This is a genomic window from Virgibacillus oceani, from assembly GCF_014638995.1.
Taxonomy (GTDB): domain Bacteria; phylum Bacillota; class Bacilli; order Bacillales; family Amphibacillaceae; genus Virgibacillus_E; species Virgibacillus_E oceani.
The window spans coordinates 35,414-54,498 of sequence record NZ_BMFR01000003.1 but is presented as its reverse complement, the minus strand read 5'-3'; the positions used below and the strand labels follow the sequence as shown (position 1 = coordinate 54,498).

The 19,085-nt window shown below is 37.0% G+C and carries 18 protein-coding genes; all 18 read left to right on the top strand.

Annotated features, from left to right (window positions below; all coding sequences use genetic code 11):
• Nucleotides 1–18: 18 nt before the first annotated feature.
• Nucleotides 19–801, top strand: coding sequence for a FliA/WhiG family RNA polymerase sigma factor (locus tag IEV74_RS05515; protein WP_188454365.1), 783 nt, complete (start codon nucleotides 19–21; stop codon nucleotides 799–801).
• Between the two features lie 32 nt (nucleotides 802–833).
• On the top strand, nucleotides 834–2,201 hold the full coding sequence (locus tag IEV74_RS05510) for a flagellar assembly protein A (protein WP_188454364.1): 1,368 nt from the start codon (nucleotides 834–836) through the stop codon (nucleotides 2,199–2,201).
• A gap of 30 nt (nucleotides 2,202–2,231) precedes the next feature.
• Nucleotides 2,232–2,534, top strand: coding sequence for a hypothetical protein (locus IEV74_RS05505; protein WP_188454363.1), 303 nt, complete (start codon nucleotides 2,232–2,234; stop codon nucleotides 2,532–2,534).
• A gap of 10 nt (nucleotides 2,535–2,544) precedes the next feature.
• Entirely contained in the window at nucleotides 2,545–3,003 is a 459-nt protein-coding gene (locus IEV74_RS05500; RefSeq protein ID WP_188454362.1) for a helix-turn-helix domain-containing protein, read from the top strand.
• 211 nt (nucleotides 3,004–3,214) lie between these two features.
• A complete protein-coding gene (gene rpsB / locus IEV74_RS05495) occupies nucleotides 3,215–3,964 on the top strand; it encodes a 30S ribosomal protein S2 (protein ID WP_188454361.1) in 750 nt (249 codons plus the stop codon).
• A gap of 95 nt (nucleotides 3,965–4,059) precedes the next feature.
• On the top strand, nucleotides 4,060–4,944 hold the full coding sequence (gene tsf / locus IEV74_RS05490) for a translation elongation factor Ts (protein ID WP_188454360.1): 885 nt from the start codon (nucleotides 4,060–4,062) through the stop codon (nucleotides 4,942–4,944).
• A 110-nt stretch (nucleotides 4,945–5,054) separates the two neighbouring features.
• The gene (pyrH, locus tag IEV74_RS05485) at nucleotides 5,055–5,777 is read left to right on the top strand and encodes a UMP kinase (protein WP_188454359.1); all 723 of its coding nucleotides are present in this window, start codon (nucleotides 5,055–5,057) and stop codon (nucleotides 5,775–5,777) included.
• Between the two features lie 2 nt (nucleotides 5,778–5,779).
• Nucleotides 5,780–6,337, top strand: a complete 558-nt coding sequence (frr, locus tag IEV74_RS05480; protein ID WP_188454358.1) for a ribosome recycling factor — start codon at nucleotides 5,780–5,782, stop codon at nucleotides 6,335–6,337.
• A 289-nt stretch (nucleotides 6,338–6,626) separates the two neighbouring features.
• Nucleotides 6,627–7,394: an undecaprenyl pyrophosphate synthase gene (gene uppS / locus IEV74_RS05475; protein WP_188454357.1), complete on the top strand. Its 768-nt coding sequence runs from the start codon at nucleotides 6,627–6,629 to the stop codon at nucleotides 7,392–7,394.
• A gap of 15 nt (nucleotides 7,395–7,409) precedes the next feature.
• Nucleotides 7,410–8,201, top strand: a complete 792-nt coding sequence (locus IEV74_RS05470; RefSeq protein ID WP_188454356.1) for a phosphatidate cytidylyltransferase — start codon at nucleotides 7,410–7,412, stop codon at nucleotides 8,199–8,201.
• 84 nt (nucleotides 8,202–8,285) lie between these two features.
• Nucleotides 8,286–9,545, top strand: coding sequence for an RIP metalloprotease RseP (rseP, locus tag IEV74_RS05465; protein WP_188454355.1), 1,260 nt, complete (start codon nucleotides 8,286–8,288; stop codon nucleotides 9,543–9,545).
• 102 nt (nucleotides 9,546–9,647) lie between these two features.
• A complete protein-coding gene (locus IEV74_RS05460; protein ID WP_188454354.1) occupies nucleotides 9,648–13,937 on the top strand; it encodes a PolC-type DNA polymerase III in 4,290 nt (1,429 codons plus the stop codon).
• Nucleotides 13,938–14,304: 367 nt separating this feature from the next.
• Nucleotides 14,305–14,775, top strand: coding sequence for a ribosome maturation factor RimP (rimP, locus tag IEV74_RS05455; protein WP_188454353.1), 471 nt, complete (start codon nucleotides 14,305–14,307; stop codon nucleotides 14,773–14,775).
• Between the two features lie 15 nt (nucleotides 14,776–14,790).
• Complete coding sequence (gene nusA / locus IEV74_RS05450; protein WP_188454352.1) at nucleotides 14,791–15,900, top strand: transcription termination factor NusA; 1,110 nt, start codon at nucleotides 14,791–14,793, stop codon at nucleotides 15,898–15,900.
• Between the two features lie 12 nt (nucleotides 15,901–15,912).
• Nucleotides 15,913–16,182, top strand: a complete 270-nt coding sequence (gene rnpM, locus IEV74_RS05445) for an RNase P modulator RnpM (RefSeq protein WP_188454351.1) — start codon at nucleotides 15,913–15,915, stop codon at nucleotides 16,180–16,182.
• A 1-nt stretch (nucleotide 16,183) separates the two neighbouring features.
• Nucleotides 16,184–16,486 (top strand): L7Ae/L30e/S12e/Gadd45 family ribosomal protein, encoded by a 303-nt coding sequence (locus IEV74_RS05440; RefSeq protein WP_188454625.1) that lies wholly within the window; start codon nucleotides 16,184–16,186, stop codon nucleotides 16,484–16,486.
• A gap of 20 nt (nucleotides 16,487–16,506) precedes the next feature.
• Nucleotides 16,507–18,672 (top strand): translation initiation factor IF-2, encoded by a 2,166-nt coding sequence (infB, locus tag IEV74_RS05435; protein ID WP_188454350.1) that lies wholly within the window; start codon nucleotides 16,507–16,509, stop codon nucleotides 18,670–18,672.
• Nucleotides 18,669–18,947, top strand: a complete 279-nt coding sequence (locus IEV74_RS05430; protein ID WP_188454349.1) for a DUF503 domain-containing protein — start codon at nucleotides 18,669–18,671, stop codon at nucleotides 18,945–18,947. Before infB ends, IEV74_RS05430 begins: the two co-directional genes overlap by 4 nt.
• Nucleotides 18,948–19,085 lie beyond the last annotated feature (138 nt).

Below are 19,085 nucleotides of genomic sequence, written 5' to 3'. Positions count from 1 at the left end.
AGGAGGAGTAAAAATTAAATGACAACTAAAAAGTCTCCTCTTGAACAAAAATTATGGGATAATTGGCTTCAAACAAGAGATAATGAAGCGGCTAATCAGCTAGTTCAAAATTATATGTACCTGGTAAGCTTTCATGTAGAGAGAATTGCCAGCCATTTGCCAAGTAATGTGAATAAAGACGATTTAAAAAGCTTTGGATTAATGGGGTTATTTGACGCATTAAATAAATTTGAATCTAGCAGGGACTTGAAATTTGATACGTACGCTTCTTTCCGCATTCGCGGTGCTATTATTGACGGATTGCGAAAAGAGGATTGGCTGCCGCGTTCGATTAGGGAAAAAACTAAAAAGATTGAACAGGCATCTCAGGAACTTGAACAGCTTAACCACCGAGCACCGAGTGCAGAAGAAATTGCAGAAAAATTAGATATACCCGCTAAAGAAGTCGAGACGCTTATTAGGGATACGTTATTTGCCAATGTATTATCAATTGAAGAAAAGCCAAAAGATAACTCCGGCGAACATAAGGAAGGTATTGGTTACACGATTCCAGATGATGCCTCTGTTTTACCTGATGAACATTTGGTGAAATTGGAAATAAGCAAGGAGCTTACGGAAGGAATTAAATCATTAAAAGAAAATGAGCAATTAGTAATAAGTTTGTTTTACCATAAAGAATTAACACTTACCGAGATCGGACAAGTATTAGGATTAACTACGTCCAGGATTTCACAAATTCATAGAAAAGCTATTTTTAAGCTGCGTAATACGCTTAAAAAAATGAAAGACAGTACAGGTTAAATTATGGTATTTATGGTGGAGGTTGAGGTAACTTGGGTCGTATACAAGATTACTTTTATATACAGACATCACACGATCATATGACAGTAAGTATACATTGTTCAGATCAGTACGAAGAAATGGATATGGTCATTGATGAACAAACAATTATCCAATATTTAAAAGAAAATAACATTTTGTTTGGAATAGATCGGGAATCGATAAAACAAGTTATTGCCGCTGACAGTAAAAGTGATTTTCCGTTAATCGTGGCACAAGGAATACATGCGGAACACGGAATTGATGGATATATCACATATGAATTAAATTTTAATCCCGAGATTCCGAAAACACCTGATTGGAATTTCCGTGATGTTATGCGTATTCCAACGGTGCGTACGGGACAAAAACTAGCTACTGTCACAATGCCTGGTGCCGGGGAAAATGGCACCGATGTTTACGGAAATACCGTACAGGCGCTTCCGGGTAAGCCAATACAAACAAAAGCGGGAAAAAATGTTGTATACCATAAAGATGGACAATCCTTCTATGCCGCCTCAGAAGGTCAGGTTAGTGTAAATGAGAGGTTCATAGAGATTCATAAGGTGTTCGAAGTAAATGAAAGTCTTTCCATGAAGAATGGAAATTTGGATTTCGTCGGGTCTATCATCATTCATGGTGATGTTCCAACAGGCTATACGGTAAAGGCAGAAGGGGACGTTAAAGTATTCGGCATGGTCGAAGCAGCAACAATTATTGCTGGAGGTTCGATATTTATTTCTGAAGGTTTGGCAGGTATGCAAAAAGGATATATAAAAGCTGGAGACAATATTCATATTGGTAATATCAATCAAGGCTCTGTCTATGCTGGAAATGACTTATTTGTAGAAAGCTCAATTTTGCATAGTGAATGCACAGCAAAGAATAATGTGTACTGTCAAAAAGGGAATATTATCGGCGGGGTTCTTTCCGCTGGAGTTTCAATTGAAGCAAAGGATATAGGGAATCGTATGAGTACACAAACTGAAATCGTATTTGGAGTTAATAAAATAATTGATAAAAAAGAAAAACGATTAACAGCTGAAAAAAAGGAACTAGAGGATACCTTAGCGAAACTAGCCGTAATCGGTAAAAAATTAGAAGCGGAATCGGAACAGGCCGACTCTAAATTACGAATAACATTACTGAGACAACGGAATTCTTACAAAAAAACAGCTGACCAATTAGCTAATATTGAAGGATTGCTAGAACAGCTTAATTCACATTTAGGAAGCGAGCAGAAAGCAAAATTAATTGCCAATGGCCATCTATATCCTAATGTTATGGTTGCATTTGGAAAATATAAACGAAGGATCGATACGATGTATAAATCAGTTCAAATGAATTTGGTACAAAATGAAATTACTATCCAGACACTTTAGATTTCAATAATGCTGAAGGAAGTGATCTTGATGAGCTGGAAGTCAATCGAGATGCAAGTTGCACTTCCGCGAACGCAAGATGCAGGAAAACTTCAAGAACAGATGTTGAAGCATGGTCAACATATACAAGAGTCGATTGCGGAGAGTCAATTAAAACAGGAAGAACAAAAGCGCAAACGTGTAAATGAGTTTGAACAGATTAATGACGTAAACAACAGGCGTGAACGTGGCAACTCAGATCATCCCCAAAGAGATAATCAACAGAAAAGTGAACAGGAAGAGCAGATGATAGAACACCCTTATTTAGGCAATAAAATAGATTTTAGCGGATAGAAGGGATTATATGACAGCATTTTTATTTACTATTAGCTTCTTATTGCATATTATTGCGTTTGTCGCTATTGCACTCCTGCTAAAGCAATTAAGTCAATTAAAGCAGCATAACCATTCAGAAAATGTGATAGAACTTTTAGAAACCTATTTACAAGAAATAAAAGAAGAAAATAGAATACTTCAGGAAAGTGTAATCAACAATAGCCTGCAGGATAAGAATCGAACTTCTAAAATGTCAGAACAAGCTGCAACAGTGAAGGAAAATAGGTATATGAACACAGATGAGAAAAATGAAAACTATCTTGTTCCAGAAATAGCGGCGGATGACACAACTGAAATGTCGTTACAAGCGAAAATATTACAACTGCATGCACAAGGCATATCCGATGAACAGATAGCGAAAAAATTAGGCTGCGGTAAAACGGAAACGGAGCTTGTTATAAAATTACATAATAAAAACAACGAATAAAGCTTGATTGAAGATAAACCATATGATATATTTATTTTTGGTGTAAATACTATGTTCATAATTTGAGCGAGTTTAATCACACACGCCTGCTGATTCGTACAATCGGTGCCGAATAGAAGACTAGGGTAACAAATTACTTGACTCTTTTGATACGGTCTTTTTACGAAGATGACCCAGGCGGAGGAAAAAACCAAACAGGAGGAGTTTTACTATGTCAGTAATTTCTATGAAGCAATTACTAGAAGCTGGTGTACATTTTGGACATCAGACACGCCGTTGGAACCCTAAGATGAAGAAATACATCTTCACAGAGCGCAACGGTATTTATATCATTGACCTGCAAAAAACCGTTAAGAAGGTTGATGAAGCATACAAATATGTAAGAGATATTGCAGCCGATGGAGGCACAATTCTTTTCGTAGGTACTAAAAAACAAGCACAGGATTCAGTACGTGATGAAGCAACACGCTCTGGCATGTACTATGTAAACCAACGCTGGCTTGGCGGAACTTTAACAAACTTCCAAACAATTCGTAAACGTATCAATCGTCTTAAAGACATTGAAAGAATGGAAGAGGATGGTACATTTGAAGTACTTCCTAAAAAAGAAGTAGTTGGATTGCTAAAAGAAAAAGACCGTCTAGTGAAATTCTTAGGCGGAATCAAAGAAATGAACAAACTTCCGGATGCATTGTTTGTAATTGATCCTCGTAAGGAGCGCATTGCTATTGCTGAGGCACATAAATTAAACATACCAATTATTGGTATTGTTGATACTAACTGTGACCCAGATGAAATTGATTACGTTATCCCGGCAAACGATGATGCTATTCGTGCTGTTAAACTTCTTACTTCAAAAATGGCAGATGCTATTTTAGAAGTAAAACAAGGTGAAGAAACCGATGAAGTTGAAGCAGAAACGAAAGAAGAAGTTGCTGAAGAAGCAGAAACACAAGCATAAGTTTTAAAAAAGGTCAGGTGATAAGGGGATAAGCCTTTTATCACCTTTTTTTAAGAGACAAATGAATACATGACTATTATTAAGGAGGATGTACAATGGCAATTACAGCTAAAATGGTAAAAGAACTTCGTGAGAAAACAGGTGCCGGCATGATGGACTGCAAAAAAGCACTCCAAGAAACTGATGGTGACTTAGATAAAGCAATTGATTTTTTACGTGAAAAAGGAATGGCAAAAGCTGCGAAAAAAGCAGACCGTATTGCGGCAGAAGGTTCTACTTACATTGAAGTTGCAGGTAACACAGCTGCACTTTTAGAAGTAAACTGTGAGACTGATTTTGTTACAAAAAATGATACATTTAAACAATTACTGTCTGAATTAGGAAAGCATATTGTTAATCTGAAACCTGCAACTGTTGAAGAAATGCTGCAGCAAAAGCTTCATGGAGATGGTGATACAGTTGAGTCGTACATCAATTCTGTCGTTGCAAAAATCGGTGAAAAAATTTCACTTCGCCGTTTTGCGGTATTATCTAAAACAGATAATGATTCTTTTGGTGCATACCTTCATATGGGTGGAAGAATCGGTGTGCTAACATTGCTTGAAGGTACTACTGATGAAGAAGCTGCAAAGGATATTGCAATGCATGCTGCAGCAGTTAACCCTCGTTATGTATCACGTGATGAAGTAGCTGAAGATGAAGTGAATCGTGAGCGTGAAGTATTAACAACGCAAGCATTAAATGAAGGTAAGCCTGAAAAAATCGTTGCAAAAATGGTTGAGGGGCGTCTTGGTAAATTTTTCGAAGAGATTTGTCTATTAGAACAGAACTTTGTTAAAGATCCAGACCAAAAAGTGAAAAAATATGTAGCTGATAAAGGTGCAGCTGTTAAAACGTTCGTTCGTTATGAAGTTGGCGAAGGAATGGAAAAACGTGAAGAAAACTTTGCTGAAGAAGTTATGAGTCAAATTAAAAAATAGTACAAGCTGAATTAGGGGACACATGTGTTGTTCCCTATTTCTCTACTAATGGTATAAGTGAAAATAGCATACTTACAAGAAAAACAATATGAATTTCTATGGAGGTTATTATGACAACAGCTCGTTACCGTAGAATTGTGTTAAAATTAAGTGGAGAAGCGCTAAGTGGAAAACAAGGCTATGGAATTGAACCCACGGTTATCCAATCAATCGCAGCACAAGTTAAAGAAGTAGCAGAATTAGGTGTAGAAGTAGCCATTGTTGTTGGCGGAGGAAATATTTGGCGCGGTAAGGTTGGCAGTGAAATGGGTATGGATCGTGCAAATGCAGACTATATGGGTATGTTAGCAACTATAATGAATTCTCTAGCACTCCAGGACAGCTTAGAGAATATCGGAATCCCAACACGAGTACAAACTTCAATTGAAATGCGTCAAGTAGCCGAGCCTTACATAAGGAGAAAAGCAATTCGTCATTTAGAGAAAAAGCGTGTTGTCATTTTCGCTGCAGGTACCGGGAATCCATATTTCTCAACAGATACAACCGCCGCGTTACGTGCTGCAGAAATTGAAGCAGAGGTTATTTTAATGGCCAAGAATAATGTTGACGGTGTATATACAGATGACCCTAAGGTAAATAAGGAAGCTCAAAAGTATGAAAATCTTTCTTATATGGATATGCTGAACGAAGGATTAGGGGTAATGGATTCAACCGCATCCTCATTATGCATGGATAATGATATCCCATTAATCGTATTTTCGATAACGGAAGAAGGAAATATTAAAAGGGTTGTTCAAGGTGAAACAATCGGAACAACAATAAGGGGGAAATAATAATGTCAGAAGCTATTATGAATCAAACACGTGATAAAATGAAACAGGCTGTGCAAGCTTTTTCCAAGAGTTTGGCTACCGTTCGGGCTGGACGCGCAAATCCTTCATTGCTTGATAGTATTTATGTTGACTACTATGGTGCATCTACACCGCTAAATCAGCTGGCCACAATTTCTGCACCTGAGGCAAGACTTCTAGTTATTTCACCTTTTGATAAATCGGCAGTAGGTGATGTTGAAAAAGCAATTCAAAAAGCTGATTTAGGACTTTCACCATCTAATGACGGGCAAGTTATTCGTATAAATATTCCAGCACTCACAGAAGAACGACGCAAAGAATTAGTTAAAGTAGTCGGTAAATATTCTGAAGAAGCCCGAGTTCAGGTAAGAAATATTCGCCGTGATGGCAATGATCAATTGAAAAAGGCTGAAAAGAATGGTGATTTAACAGAAGACGAACTGCGCAACTTGCAGGATGACGTCCAAAAGGAAACAGACAATCACATTGCTGATATTGATAAGTTAGCGAAAAATAAAGAAAAAGAAATTATGGAAGTTTAAACAAAATACATTGGTAGAAGAACAGAATCTATAGATTTTAACATGAAATAGAAGCGTTTTTCATTACTTTATACCTGAATTCTTTATCCTTTCATTTAAGTTTAAAATAAGAAGCATCAGCCCTCTTGTTTAAGGGGGCTTTTGTTTTCTTGGAATAATCTTTATAATAAATAATGAATTATAGTGCTGTATTCATCTTTGACTGCTGTCATAAAATTCTTTTTTCCTACATATTGATTAGAGTTGAAAGGATAGTATAAAGATAATCAATCGTATTCGGAGGCAAATTATGTCATTAAGACTTCCTTTTTTCAAAAATAAACAAACTGATACCAAAGGGCATTGTGAAATTGAAGTGCAAAATGTTCCGAAACATGTTGCTATTATCATGGATGGCAATGGGCGATGGGCAAAAAAACGCGGACTTCCACGCATTGCCGGACATAAGGAAGGTATGAACGTTGTTAAAGAGACAGTAAGAGCTGCAACGAAATACAACGTGGAAATTCTTACGTTATATGCTTTTTCTACTGAAAATTGGAAAAGACCGAAATCGGAAGTTGAATTTTTAATGAAGCTTCCTAAAGAATTTTTACATACATTTTTACCTGAACTAATTGAAAAGAATGTTAAAATTGAAACTATTGGTGATTTTAACGCATTGCCTGCACACACAAAGGAAGCAATTCAATATGCAAAAGAGAAAACGAAAGATAATGATGGATTATTATTAAATTTTGCTTTAAACTATGGTAGTAGATTTGAAATTATACAAGCAATAAAACAAATTATGACAGATATAAATGGTTCAACATTATCGATTGATAAGCTTGATGAAGATACGTTTTCTGAATATCTGTATACAACTGGTCTGACGGATCCGGATTTGCTGATTCGTACTAGTGGTGAACAGCGCTTAAGTAATTTTCTTTTGTGGCAGGTTGCTTATTCCGAATTCTGGTTCACGGATGTACTATGGCCGGATTTTAATGAGGAAATTTTCCATAAAGCCCTCCAGGATTATCAGCAGCGCAAACGACGTTATGGAGGTATATAAGGTGTTGAAACGACTATGAAGCAACGAATTTTTAGCGCCATTATAGCATTAATTGTATTTGTGCCGTTTGTATTATATGGCGGAATTCCATTCATGCTCCTGGTGTATCTAATGGCTACAATAGGGTTAATAGAACTAATCAGAATGCGTAAAATTGGTAAATATACGATCTCATCACTTTTATCTATTTGCTTGCTTTGGGTTATTTTAGGAGATTTTAGACCGGATGATATTGTTCCGTATATTAATGTTACAAAATCCGAAATTACAATGATGTTTGTTATGGCTTTATTAACATATACAGTACTAGTAAAGAATAAATTTAATTTTGATGATGCTGGTTTTATATTGTTATCTACCATTTATCTTGGTATGGGGTTTTATTATTTAATTATCACCCGTGATGATGGTTTAAATTATATCTTTTATGTTCTACTCGTAATATGGGCATCAGACACAGGTGCGTATTTCTTTGGACGAGCATTTGGAAAAAACAAATTATGGCCGAAAATCAGTCCTAATAAAACAGTTGAAGGGGCACTTGGGGGAATTGTGCTTGCATGTATTGTCGGTGTCATTTTTCAGCTTGTCTATCCATTTGATTATACTATGCTAATTGTTATCTTGGTAACCATCCTCGTATCTGTATTTGGACAAATTGGTGATTTAGTTGAATCTGCTTTTAAACGCCATTATGGTGTTAAGGATTCCGGGAATATATTACCTGGTCACGGCGGGATTTTAGACCGTTTTGACAGTTTATTGTTTGTTTTACCTTTGCTGCATTTTATTCAGTTTATATCTTAATGGGATATAGCATGATAAAAATCATATGTCAGGAATAGTATTAATAGAAAAGCAAACAAGAAGACAAAAAGGAAGGTGCTTCTTTTGACAACAGTTATCGCGTTTATTGTTATGTTTGGGCTGCTTGTTTTCATTCATGAGCTTGGCCACTTAATATTTGCAAAGAGAGCTGGGATGCTAGCACGTGAATTTGCAATTGGCTTTGGTCCAAAGATATTTGCATTTACTAAAAATGAGACAGTTTATACCATTCGCCTGCTTCCAGTAGGGGGATATGTACGTGTTGCGGGTGACGACCCAGAAATTGTTGAATTAAAACCTGGCCATCATGTAGGGCTGGAATTTAATGATCAAGGTAAGGTCAGCAAAATAATTGTTAATAATAAATCGAAGCATCCTAATGCTCGGGTTATTGAAATAGAACATGCGGATTTGGATCATAGATTAGTAATTGAGGGCTATGAGATAGATGAAGATGATCAAAAGCTCAGCTTCGAAGTAGACCGTCAAGCATTTTATGTAATGGATGAAAAAGAAACGCAAATAGCCCCATACGACAGACAGTTCGCTTCAAAAAGTGTTGGCAAAAGAGCAATGCAGTTATTTGCCGGTCCAATGATGAATTTTCTATTGGCTATCGTTCTCTTTTTTCTTCTTGGCTTAATTCAGGGTGTTCCAACTGAAAAGGCTATAATTGATGAAGCACAGCCGGATAGCCCTGCTGCAGAAGCTGGATTCCAGCATAAAGACGAAATTGTACAAATCAATGGGAATTCTATTTCTACTTGGGAAGAATTCACTAAAATAGTTCGGGATAATCCAAATGAAGAACTTGCTATGACTGTTAAACGTGATGGCAATACAGAAGAACTGACTATTGTTCCGGATAAGGTGGAAACACAAGGTGTGACAATCGGTCAGATTGGGGTAACTCATTTATTTGAGAAATCAATTACTGGAACGTTAAAATATGGTTTTGTTCAAACATATGATACAACGAAATTAATTCTAACCAATCTAATCATGCTGGTGACTGGGCAATACTCTATTGAAATGCTTTCAGGACCTGTGGGAATATATGATGTAACTGATCAAGTAGTACAAACAGGGTTCATGAATTTTGTAATGTGGACTGCGATTTTAAGTGTAAACTTAGGGATCGTGAATTTAGTGCCACTGCCTGCTCTTGACGGCGGACGATTGTTATTCGTTGGAATTGAAGCTGTTCGAGGAAAGCCAATCGACCCGCAAAAAGAAGGAATTGTGCATTTTGTCGGGTTCGCTTTATTAATGTTATTAATGATTGTTGTCACTTGGAATGATATACAGCGATTATTCTTGTAGATAAAAGAGTTAAGCTTGACACTGAACATAGCCCTTGTCGTAATTTTAGACAAGGGTTTCCATAATTTATAAAGTAAAAGGCAGTATCAGGGGGATTATGTTATGGCTATTTCAGAAAATGAAAAAATGAAAGTATTATTAACACAGCTTCATATGCCTAAAGAGAGTCTAGATTATTTTCAGGATAGTCAATTAATTAAGCTAGAAATCTTTAAAAAGACCCAAACATGGCATTTTCATATACAAGTAAAACGCATATTGCCAATCAGCGTTTATCAGCTATTTACCGCAAACCTCAATAACTCATTTAAACAAATTGCTCAAGTTGATCTTACATTGCACACAGAAGATAAGGATTGCGATGAACAGACAATTTGTGCGTATTGGAAAAGTTTTGTGCAAAATCTCACAAATTTATCACCGGCATATAAGGATTTAGTTCATAATCAAGCTCCTAAAGTTAACAATAATAAGATTATGTTAACTGCAAGGAATGATGCTGAGGCAAGTGCTCTAAAAAGAAGACTTGAGGATGACTTTCGTATTTTTTGTAAAAAAGCTGGCACTCCTTTGTATTCATTAGTAATTGATGTTAAGACAGAGGAAGCCGATATGCAAAAATTCAGAGAACAAAAAGCACTGGAAGATCAGCAATTGATTATGAAGACAGTGCAAGAAAAAGAAAAGCGTGAGCAGAGTAAAGCAAATGAGGAGAGTAATAAACCATTTTCGATCGGATATGGTATTCAAGATGAATCAATGCAAATGGAAGAAATTCAAGAGGAAGAGCGTCGCGTTACGGTACAAGGTTATGTTTTTTCCGCAGAAGTTCGCAAGCTTCGTTCAGGAAGAAGCTTATTAATTGCAAAAGCAACTGATTATACAGATTCCCTGCAAATTAAAATGTTCTCAAAAGGTGAAGATGATGCGGATAAATTCGATCAATTGAAAAAGGGTATGTGGATTAAGGCAAGGGGCAGTATTCAAACTGATATGTACTCAAATGAATTAGCAATGATGGCTAACGATATGCATGAGGTTACAGTTGAATCACGAAAAGATACTGCACCAGATGGAGAAAAACGTGTTGAATTGCATGCCCATACTACAATGAGTCAAATGGATGCAGTAGTATCCCCATCACGCTTAGTAGAACAAGCGGCCAAATGGGGACATAAGGCTATTGCAATAACGGATCACGCTGGTGTTCAGGGATACCCGGAAGCACATGCAGCCGGTCAGAAAAACGGTATTAAAGTTTTGTACGGTGTCGAAGCTAATCTTGTCGATGATGGAGTACCTATCGCATACAATGAGCAGAGTGTTGATTTGGAAAACGGTACATATGTTGTATTCGATGTGGAGACAACAGGTCTATCAGCGGTATACGATACAATTATTGAGTTAGCGGCGGTCAAAATTCATCAAGGTGAAATTATTGATCGATTTGAGTCGTTTGCCAATCCACACCACGCATTATCGCAAACCACTATTGATTTAACAGGTATAACGGATGATATGGTTAAGAATGCACCTGAAATCAATGAAGTATTAAAAGATTTCTATAAATGGGCAGAAGATGGTGTCCTGGTTGCACATAATGCTAGTTTTGACATCGGTTTCTTAAATGCGGGTTATAAACGGATTGATTATGATAAAGTTGCGAATCCAGTAATAGACACGTTAGAGCTTGCCAGATTTCTCTTTCCCGAGCTGAAAAACCATCGATTAAATACACTATGCAAGCATTTAGATATTGAATTAACCCAGCATCACAGGGCGATTTATGATGCAGAAGCAACAGGATACCTGTTATGGAAATTAGTGCAGCGTTTGCTAGAAAAAGAGATTATTAATCATTCCCAGCTTAATAATCATATGGGAGAAGGGAATGCTTATCAACGTTCACGTCCATTTCATTGTACGTTGCTTGCGAAAACACAGGAAGGGCTGAAAAATATTTATAAGCTTGTTTCCCATGCACATATTGATTATTTTTACCGGGTTCCTAGAATTCCGCGTTCTAAATTGCAAAAATTTCGCGAAGGCATCCTTATTGGATCTGCATGTGATAAAGGTGAAGTTTTTGAGACGATGATGCAAAAATCTGCTGACGAGGCTGAAAAAGTTGCTGAATTCTATGATTATATTGAAGTACAGCCCCCGGCTAACTATATTCATTTGGTTGAAAAAGAGCTTGTGCAAAATGAAGCTCAAATCCTAGATATTATTACAAAATTAGTAGATATGGCTAAACGGTTGAACAAAACAATTGTAGCAACAGGGAATACACATTATATCGATGAACATGATAAACTGTACCGGCAAATTTTGATTGCTTCACAAGCGGGGAATCCATTAAACAGGCAAACGCTGCCAGATACCCCGTTTCGGACGACAAACGAGATGCTGGATTGTTTTAGCTTTTTAGGTGATAAGGCAGCAAAGGAACTTGTTGTAACGAATACACAAAATCTTGCAAATACAATTGAAGATATCTCACCAGTTAAAGATGGGTTATTTACACCAACCATCGAAGGTGCGGATCAAGAGATGCGGGATCTTTGCTATACACGTGCGAAACTGATTTACGGTGATCCAGTACCGCAAATTGTAGTTGATCGATTGGAAAAAGAATTAGCAAGTATTATTGGACATGGTTTTGCGGTTATTTATTTAATTTCTCATAAACTAGTAAAAAAATCTCTGGACGATGGCTATTTAGTAGGTTCACGGGGGTCTGTCGGTTCATCTCTAGTTGCAACCATGACGGAAATAACTGAGGTAAATCCACTGCCTCCGCATTATGTCTGTAAAGAATGTCATCATCATGAATTCATTACGGACGGCTCTGTGGGAAGCGGATTTGATTTAGAGGATAAAGATTGTCCGAATTGTGGTATACCATATACAAAGGATGGACAGGATATTCCATTCGAGACTTTCCTTGGATTTAAAGGGGATAAGGTTCCGGATATCGATTTAAACTTCTCTGGGGAGTATCAGCCGCAAGCACATAACTATACAAAGGTATTATTTGGAGAGGATAATGTCTATCGCGCTGGTACTATTGGTACAATCGCTGAAAAAACTGCGTATGGGTATGTAAAAGGATATGCTTCCGATAAACAGCTTGTATATAAAAATGCTGAAGTTGATCGTTTAGTTCAGGGGTGTACGGGAGTTAAAAGAACAACTGGCCAGCATCCCGGGGGAATTATCGTAGTTCCGGATGATAAGGAGATTTTTGATTTTACACCTATTCAGTTCCCGGCAGATGATCGTAAAAGCGAGTGGCGAACAACGCATTTTGATTTTCATTCCATCCATGATAATTTATTAAAGCTTGATATACTTGGACACGATGATCCAACGGTTATTCGTATGCTGCAGGATTTAAGTGGCATTGATCCGAAAACAATCCCGACTGACGATGCTGAAGTAATGAAAATATTTTCCGGTACAGAATCGCTAGGTGTAACACCGGAGCAAATTAATTGTAAAACAGGTACATTAGGCGTTCCGGAATTCGGAACAAAATTTGTCAGACAAATGCTTGAGGATACCAAACCGAAAACATTTGCAGAACTTGTTATAATATCTGGCCTGTCACATGGAACCGACGTATGGTTAGGCAATGCACAGGAATTAATTAATGACGGTATTTGTGAACTTCCGGATGTTATTGGTTGTCGTGACGATATTATGGTTTATCTAATGCATAAAGGCCTGGAAGCATCACTTGCCTTTAAAATCATGGAATTTGTCCGTAAAGGTAAAGGTTTACAGGATGAATGGATAGATGAAATGAAAAAACACGGGGTACCTGATTGGTATATTGAATCATGTAAAAAAATTAAATATATGTTTCCTAAGGCCCACGCTGCTGCCTATGTATTAATGGCAGTACGGATTGCTTACTTTAAAGTCCATCATCCAATATTCTTTTATGCTGCATATTTTTCTGTCCGGGCAGGAGATTTTGACCTGGATACAATGGTTAAGGGATCAGATGCAATAAGGCAAAAGATAGAGAATATTGCTGCTAAAGGAAATGATGCTTCACCAAAAGAAAAAAACCTATTAACAGTTTTAGAAGTAGCTTTGGAAATGTGTGAGAGAGGATTTTCGTTTCAGCGTGTAGATCTGTATAAGTCTAGTGCAACAGATTTTATTGTAGAAGGTGATACGTTAATTCCACCTTTTAATGCTGTTGATGGACTAGGAACAAATGCAGCAATTAATATTGAAAAGGTTCGTGAAGATGGCGAATTTCTATCAAAAGAAGACTTACGTGAACGAAGCAAAATCTCTAAAACTGTACTGGAGTATTTAGATAATCATGGTTGTTTAGAAGGAATGGCGGAGAAGAATCAATTATCATTATTTTAAATATCGTTTTCCAGTATAACGGGCTTCGATACGTCGCAGTTTACGGAAATTATGAGTGAAAAGCAGTAATTTTAAGAAACGTTACCTGCTATTTAATTGCTGGTCTTGCATCAATAGCATGCATATGATATAGTTTTATTGGTAAGAAATGATACGAACGGTTAAAAGAGTGGGCGATCCCCACTCTTTCTTCATACTTCCAGTGCTATCTTTGTTTTAACTTCCTCCCTTGCCACATTAACGGCAGGGGTTTTATATTGATATACCATTAGCAGAAAACTTAGGCCAAGTTAAGGGATAGCATATAAATAAAAATGGGTATGATAGTTCATAAAGAGATAATAACAACTGAATAGGAGGATGACTATTGAGTTCACAGGTAATTAAAACAACCGAGGAATTACTGCAGCCCATCTTGCGGGAAAAAAATTTAGAATTAGTTGATGTTGAATACGTAAAGGAAGGCAAGAATTGGTTTCTGCGTATTTACATTGATAAAGCAGGCGGCGTTGATATTACAGAGTGTGGCCAGGTGTCTGAACAATTAAGTGAAAAATTGGATGAGGCGGACCCGATAAAGGAAGCTTATTTCCTAGAGGTCTCATCACCTGGTGTTGAGCGCCCATTAAAAACGGTGAAAGATTTTGAGAAAAATGTGGATAATAATATATTTGTGAAACTATACGAGCCAATTGAAGGTGAAAAGGAATACGAGGGCATCCTAAAAGAATTCACTAATAATATCCTTACATTGGAATACAAAATGAAAACCAGGAGAAAGCAAGTAGAAATACCATTTGATAAAATAGCTAAAGCAAGAATAGCCGTAACGTTATAAAGGGGGAAAAGAAAAGTGAGCAGTCAATTGTTTGACGCTATTGATTATTTAGAAAAAGAAAAAGGGATTGACAAAGATGTACTTTTAGAAGCCTTGGAAGCTGCATTAATTTCGGCATACAAAAAGAATTTTAAATCAGCAGCCAATGTAAGGGTGGATCTTGATGAAAGTGCAGGTACTATGCGGGTATTTGCAAGAAAAACTATTGTAGAAGAAGTAGAGGATTCACAACAAGAGCTTTCAATTGATGAAGCTAAAAAGATCGATCCGAATTATGATTTGGAAGATGTTATTGAAGTTGAAGTTACACCGAAAGATTTTGGCAGAATAGCTGCTCAGGCTGCAAAGCAAGTTGTTACACAGCGAATTCGTGAAGCTGAACGTGGTGTAATATTTAGTGAATATGCCGATCGGGCTGAAGATGTAATGACAGGAATAATTCAACGTATGGACCCGCGTTTCGTCTATGTAAATTTAGGTAAAATTGAAGCGAAACTGCCAGAAGCGGAACAAATGCCTACAGAAGAATATTACGTTCATGATCGCATAAAAGTTTTTGTTACAAAGGTTGAGAACACCAGCAAGGGTCCACAAATCTATATTTCAAGATCCCATCCTGGTCTTCTAAAACGACTGTTTGAAATGGAAGTTCCTGAAATTTATGACGGAATTGTTGAAATCAAATCAGTTGCAAGAGAAGCAGGAGACCGTTCTAAAATCTCTGTTTATGCAGATGATCCGGAAATTGATCCAGTTGGTTCTTGCGTAGGTCAAAAGGGCCAGCGCGTTCAAGCGATTGTAAATGAACTTAAAGGTGAGAAAATCGATGTCGTGCAATGGTCCGAGGATCCTGTTGTATACGTTTCAAATGCGTTAAGTCCATCGAAAGTAGTTGATGTATTGGTCGATGAAGAAAATAAAGCAACAACTGTTATTGTGCCTGATTATCAATTATCCCTAGCAATTGGAAAACGGGGTCAAAATGCAAGACTTGCTGCTAAGTTAACTGGGTGGAAGATTGATATTAAAAGTGAATCAGAGGCTAGAGAAGAAGGTCTTCTGGCAGGTAATTCTGACGATGAAGAAGTCACTTATTCTGACAATGTTGATGATTTGTTTGAATAAGGAGGGTATCGATTGGTACAAAAAAGAAAAGTTCCTGAGCGGAAATGCGTTGTAACAAATGAAATGAGGCCAAAAAAAGAGTTAATTCGAATCGTCCGCAACAAAGAAGGCGAAATATTTGTCGATGAAAGTGGTAAAAAAAATGGCCGCGGTGCTTATTTGTCAAAGGAAATAGCAGTTATTGACAAGGCAGAAAAAACGGGCATATTAAATCGTCATTTAAACGGAGAAGTAGATGCGGCTATTTATCAGAAACTAAGACAAATTGTTGATGGTAAATAATATGAAGAATAATTATTTAAATATGGTTGGTTTAGCATTTCGGGCAAGAAAGTGTTCACTTGGCGAAGAAGCAATCATTAAAGATATTCAACAAAACAAAGCGAAATTGGTAATTTTGGCAAGTGACATTGGACCACAAACGAAAAAGAAGTTAACGGATAAATGCAAGACATACGAAATACCATTTGTGATAGTTGAAGATGATAGAAACGTATTATCGAATGCTATTGGAAAAACACAAAGAGTAGCTATTGCTATTTTAGATGCAGGTTTTGCTGCTAAGATTAAATCGTTACTCGGGTAAATAAATTCGGGGGTGAACGTATGAGTAAAATGCGTGTATATGAATATGCAAAACAAAACAATACGTCAAGTAAAGAAGTGATTGGTCACTTAAAATCATTAAATATAGAAGTATCAAACCATATGTCAACTATTTCAGAGGACGTAAAGGGTAAGTTAGATCAAAAATTTAATTCAAAATCAAATTCTAAAGATAGTAATAATACAAATGCTGGCAATAAAAAACCAGCAAAAGTTCAAAATAACCAGCACAAAGATAAATCAAAACTCGATAAAAACCATGCAAATAAAAAAGGTAATAAGGGATCATCGGGAAATAATGCATCCCAAAAACCGAAACAAAAGAACAATAATCATCAAAGCAATAAACAAAGGAATAAAAAAGGCAGCAACAATAGACCGGCACAATCTCAGAAGCCCATTGTGAAGGAAACTCCAAAAGAAATTAAATACAGTGGAACACTTACGGTTAGTGAATTAGCTGGTAAACTCAATAAAGAGGCATCTGAAATTATCAAAAAGCTTATGTTCTTAGGGGTTATGGCTACGAAGAACCAGGATCTTGATGATGATGCTGTTGAGCTGATTTGTGATGAATTCAATGTTACGGTGGAAAAAGAGATCATACTCGAAGATACCGATTTTGATAAATACAAACAAGACGATGAAGACAAAGATTTGGTTGAACGTCCAGCAGTTGTAACAATCATGGGGCACGTTGACCATGGTAAAACAACACTTCTAGATTCCATACGTCACACGAAAGTAACGGAAGGTGAAGCAGGTGGTATTACGCAGCATATTGGAGCCTACCAAGTTGAAAGCAATGGTAAAAAAGTCACCTTCCTTGATACACCTGGTCATGCTGCGTTTACTAGTATGCGGTCAAGAGGTGCACAGGTTACGGATATTGCTATTTTAGTTGTGGCTGCAGACGATGGTGTAATGCCACAAACTGTCGAGGCAATTAATCATGCAAAAGCTGCTGAAGTTCCGATTATTGTTGCTGTTAATAAGATGGATAAAGAAGGCGCGAATCCTGATCGTGTTATGCAGGAATTAACTGAGTATGAACTAGTTCCTGAGGATTGGGGCGGCGATACGATTTTTGTACAGCTATCCGCTGTTAAACGTGAGGGTATTGATGATTTATTAGAAATGATTTTACTTGTATCTGAAGTGGAAGAATTAAAAGCAAATCCAAACACTCAAGCTTTTGGAACTGTAATTGATGCTCAGCTGGATAAAGGGCGTGGACCTGTTGCGACATTGCTTGTTCAAAATGGTACGCTTCATGTAAGTAATTCAATTGTAGTTGGCAACACATTCGGTCGCGTACGTGCAATGGTTAATGAATTAGGTAAACGAGTGAAGGAAGCAGGCCCATCAACACCAGTTGAAATTACTGGCTTAAACGATGTGCCGCAAGCTGGTGATCAATTTTTAGTTTTCGCTGATGAGAAAAAGGCACGGCAGATTGGTGAAGCACGCCAGCAAAAACATATTCAAGAAAACCGCAGTGAACAAACGAAGGTTAGCCTAGACGATCTATTTGAGCAAATTAAACAAGGTGAAATGAAAGAAATTAATATTATTATTAAAGCAGACGTTCAAGGATCTGCTGAAGCTATGGCATCTTCATTACGTAAAATCGAGGTTGAAGGTGTAAAAATTAAAATCATCCATACTGGTGTTGGTGCAATAACAGAATCTGATATTATTTTAGCATCCGCATCAAATGCGATTGTTATTGGGTTTAATGTACGGCCAGATGCTAATGCTAAAAAAGCAGCGGAATCAGAAAAGGTAGATGTTCGTCTGCATCGTGTAATTTATAAGGTAATCGAAGAAATAGAAGCAGCCATGAAAGGGATGCTGGATCCAGAATTTGAAGAAAAAGTTATTGGGCAAGCAGAAGTACGTGAAACCTTTAAAGTATCTCGTATTGGGACAATTGCCGGAAGCTATGTTACAGATGGTAAAATTACACGTGATTCTGGGGTACGTTTGATTCGTAATGGTGTTGTACAGTTTGAAGGTGAAATTGATGCATTAAAACGTTTCAAAGATGATGTCAAAGAAGTTGCTCAAGGTTACGAATGTGGTATTACAATTTCTAACTTTAATGATATTAAAGAAGGCGATGTTATTGAAGCCTTTATTATGGAAGAAATTGAACGTAAATGATTATCACAGCAGAAGCGGAATGTATGCTCTATGAAGGACATTCATTAAAAGCCAAGCGTTCAATCATTAAGCGATTGATGGCAAAATTACGAAACGACTTCAACGTCGCAGTAACGGAATTGGATTATCATGACTTGTGGCAGAGGACAAAGATAGGGATTGTCACTATTTCAAATGATAAAGGCCATGCAGAACAAGTTATTCAAGAGGTTCTAAAGGTAGTAGATACATTTCCTGAATTGGAGCGTACTATTACTGATGTGGAGTATTTCTAGCTTTAAAATTCAATAGTGGAAAAATAGTAGGAGAAAGAGAAATTGGCACCTTGCCGATTTCCTTGCTTACAGACCATAGGAATCTAATCTTTTTATAAATGATCTGGTTCTTTAGCTTTTCTTACATGAGGTGATGAT

Bases quoted from the DNA above. Each gene is read 5' to 3' on its own strand.
- IEV74_RS05470 (WP_188454356.1), top strand. From the start codon at position 7,410: ATGAAGCAACGAATTTTTAGCGCCATTATAGCATTAATTGTATTTGTG.
- pyrH (WP_188454359.1), top strand. From the start codon at position 5,055: ATGACAACAGCTCGTTACCGTAGAATTGTGTTAAAATTAAGTGGAGAA.
- IEV74_RS05515 (WP_188454365.1), top strand. From the start codon at position 19: ATGACAACTAAAAAGTCTCCTCTTGAACAAAAATTATGGGATAATTGG.
- frr (WP_188454358.1), top strand. From the start codon at position 5,780: ATGTCAGAAGCTATTATGAATCAAACACGTGATAAAATGAAACAGGCT.
- infB (WP_188454350.1), top strand. From the start codon at position 16,507: ATGAGTAAAATGCGTGTATATGAATATGCAAAACAAAACAATACGTCA.
- tsf (WP_188454360.1), top strand. From the start codon at position 4,060: ATGGCAATTACAGCTAAAATGGTAAAAGAACTTCGTGAGAAAACAGGT.
- rpsB (WP_188454361.1), top strand. From the start codon at position 3,215: ATGTCAGTAATTTCTATGAAGCAATTACTAGAAGCTGGTGTACATTTT.
- IEV74_RS05460 (WP_188454354.1), top strand. From the start codon at position 9,648: ATGGCTATTTCAGAAAATGAAAAAATGAAAGTATTATTAACACAGCTT.
- IEV74_RS05500 (WP_188454362.1), top strand. From the start codon at position 2,545: ATGACAGCATTTTTATTTACTATTAGCTTCTTATTGCATATTATTGCG.
- IEV74_RS05430 (WP_188454349.1), top strand. From the start codon at position 18,669: ATGATTATCACAGCAGAAGCGGAATGTATGCTCTATGAAGGACATTCA.
- IEV74_RS05505 (WP_188454363.1), top strand. From the start codon at position 2,232: ATGAGCTGGAAGTCAATCGAGATGCAAGTTGCACTTCCGCGAACGCAA.
- uppS (WP_188454357.1), top strand. From the start codon at position 6,627: ATGTCATTAAGACTTCCTTTTTTCAAAAATAAACAAACTGATACCAAA.
- IEV74_RS05440 (WP_188454625.1), top strand. From the start codon at position 16,184: ATGAAGAATAATTATTTAAATATGGTTGGTTTAGCATTTCGGGCAAGA.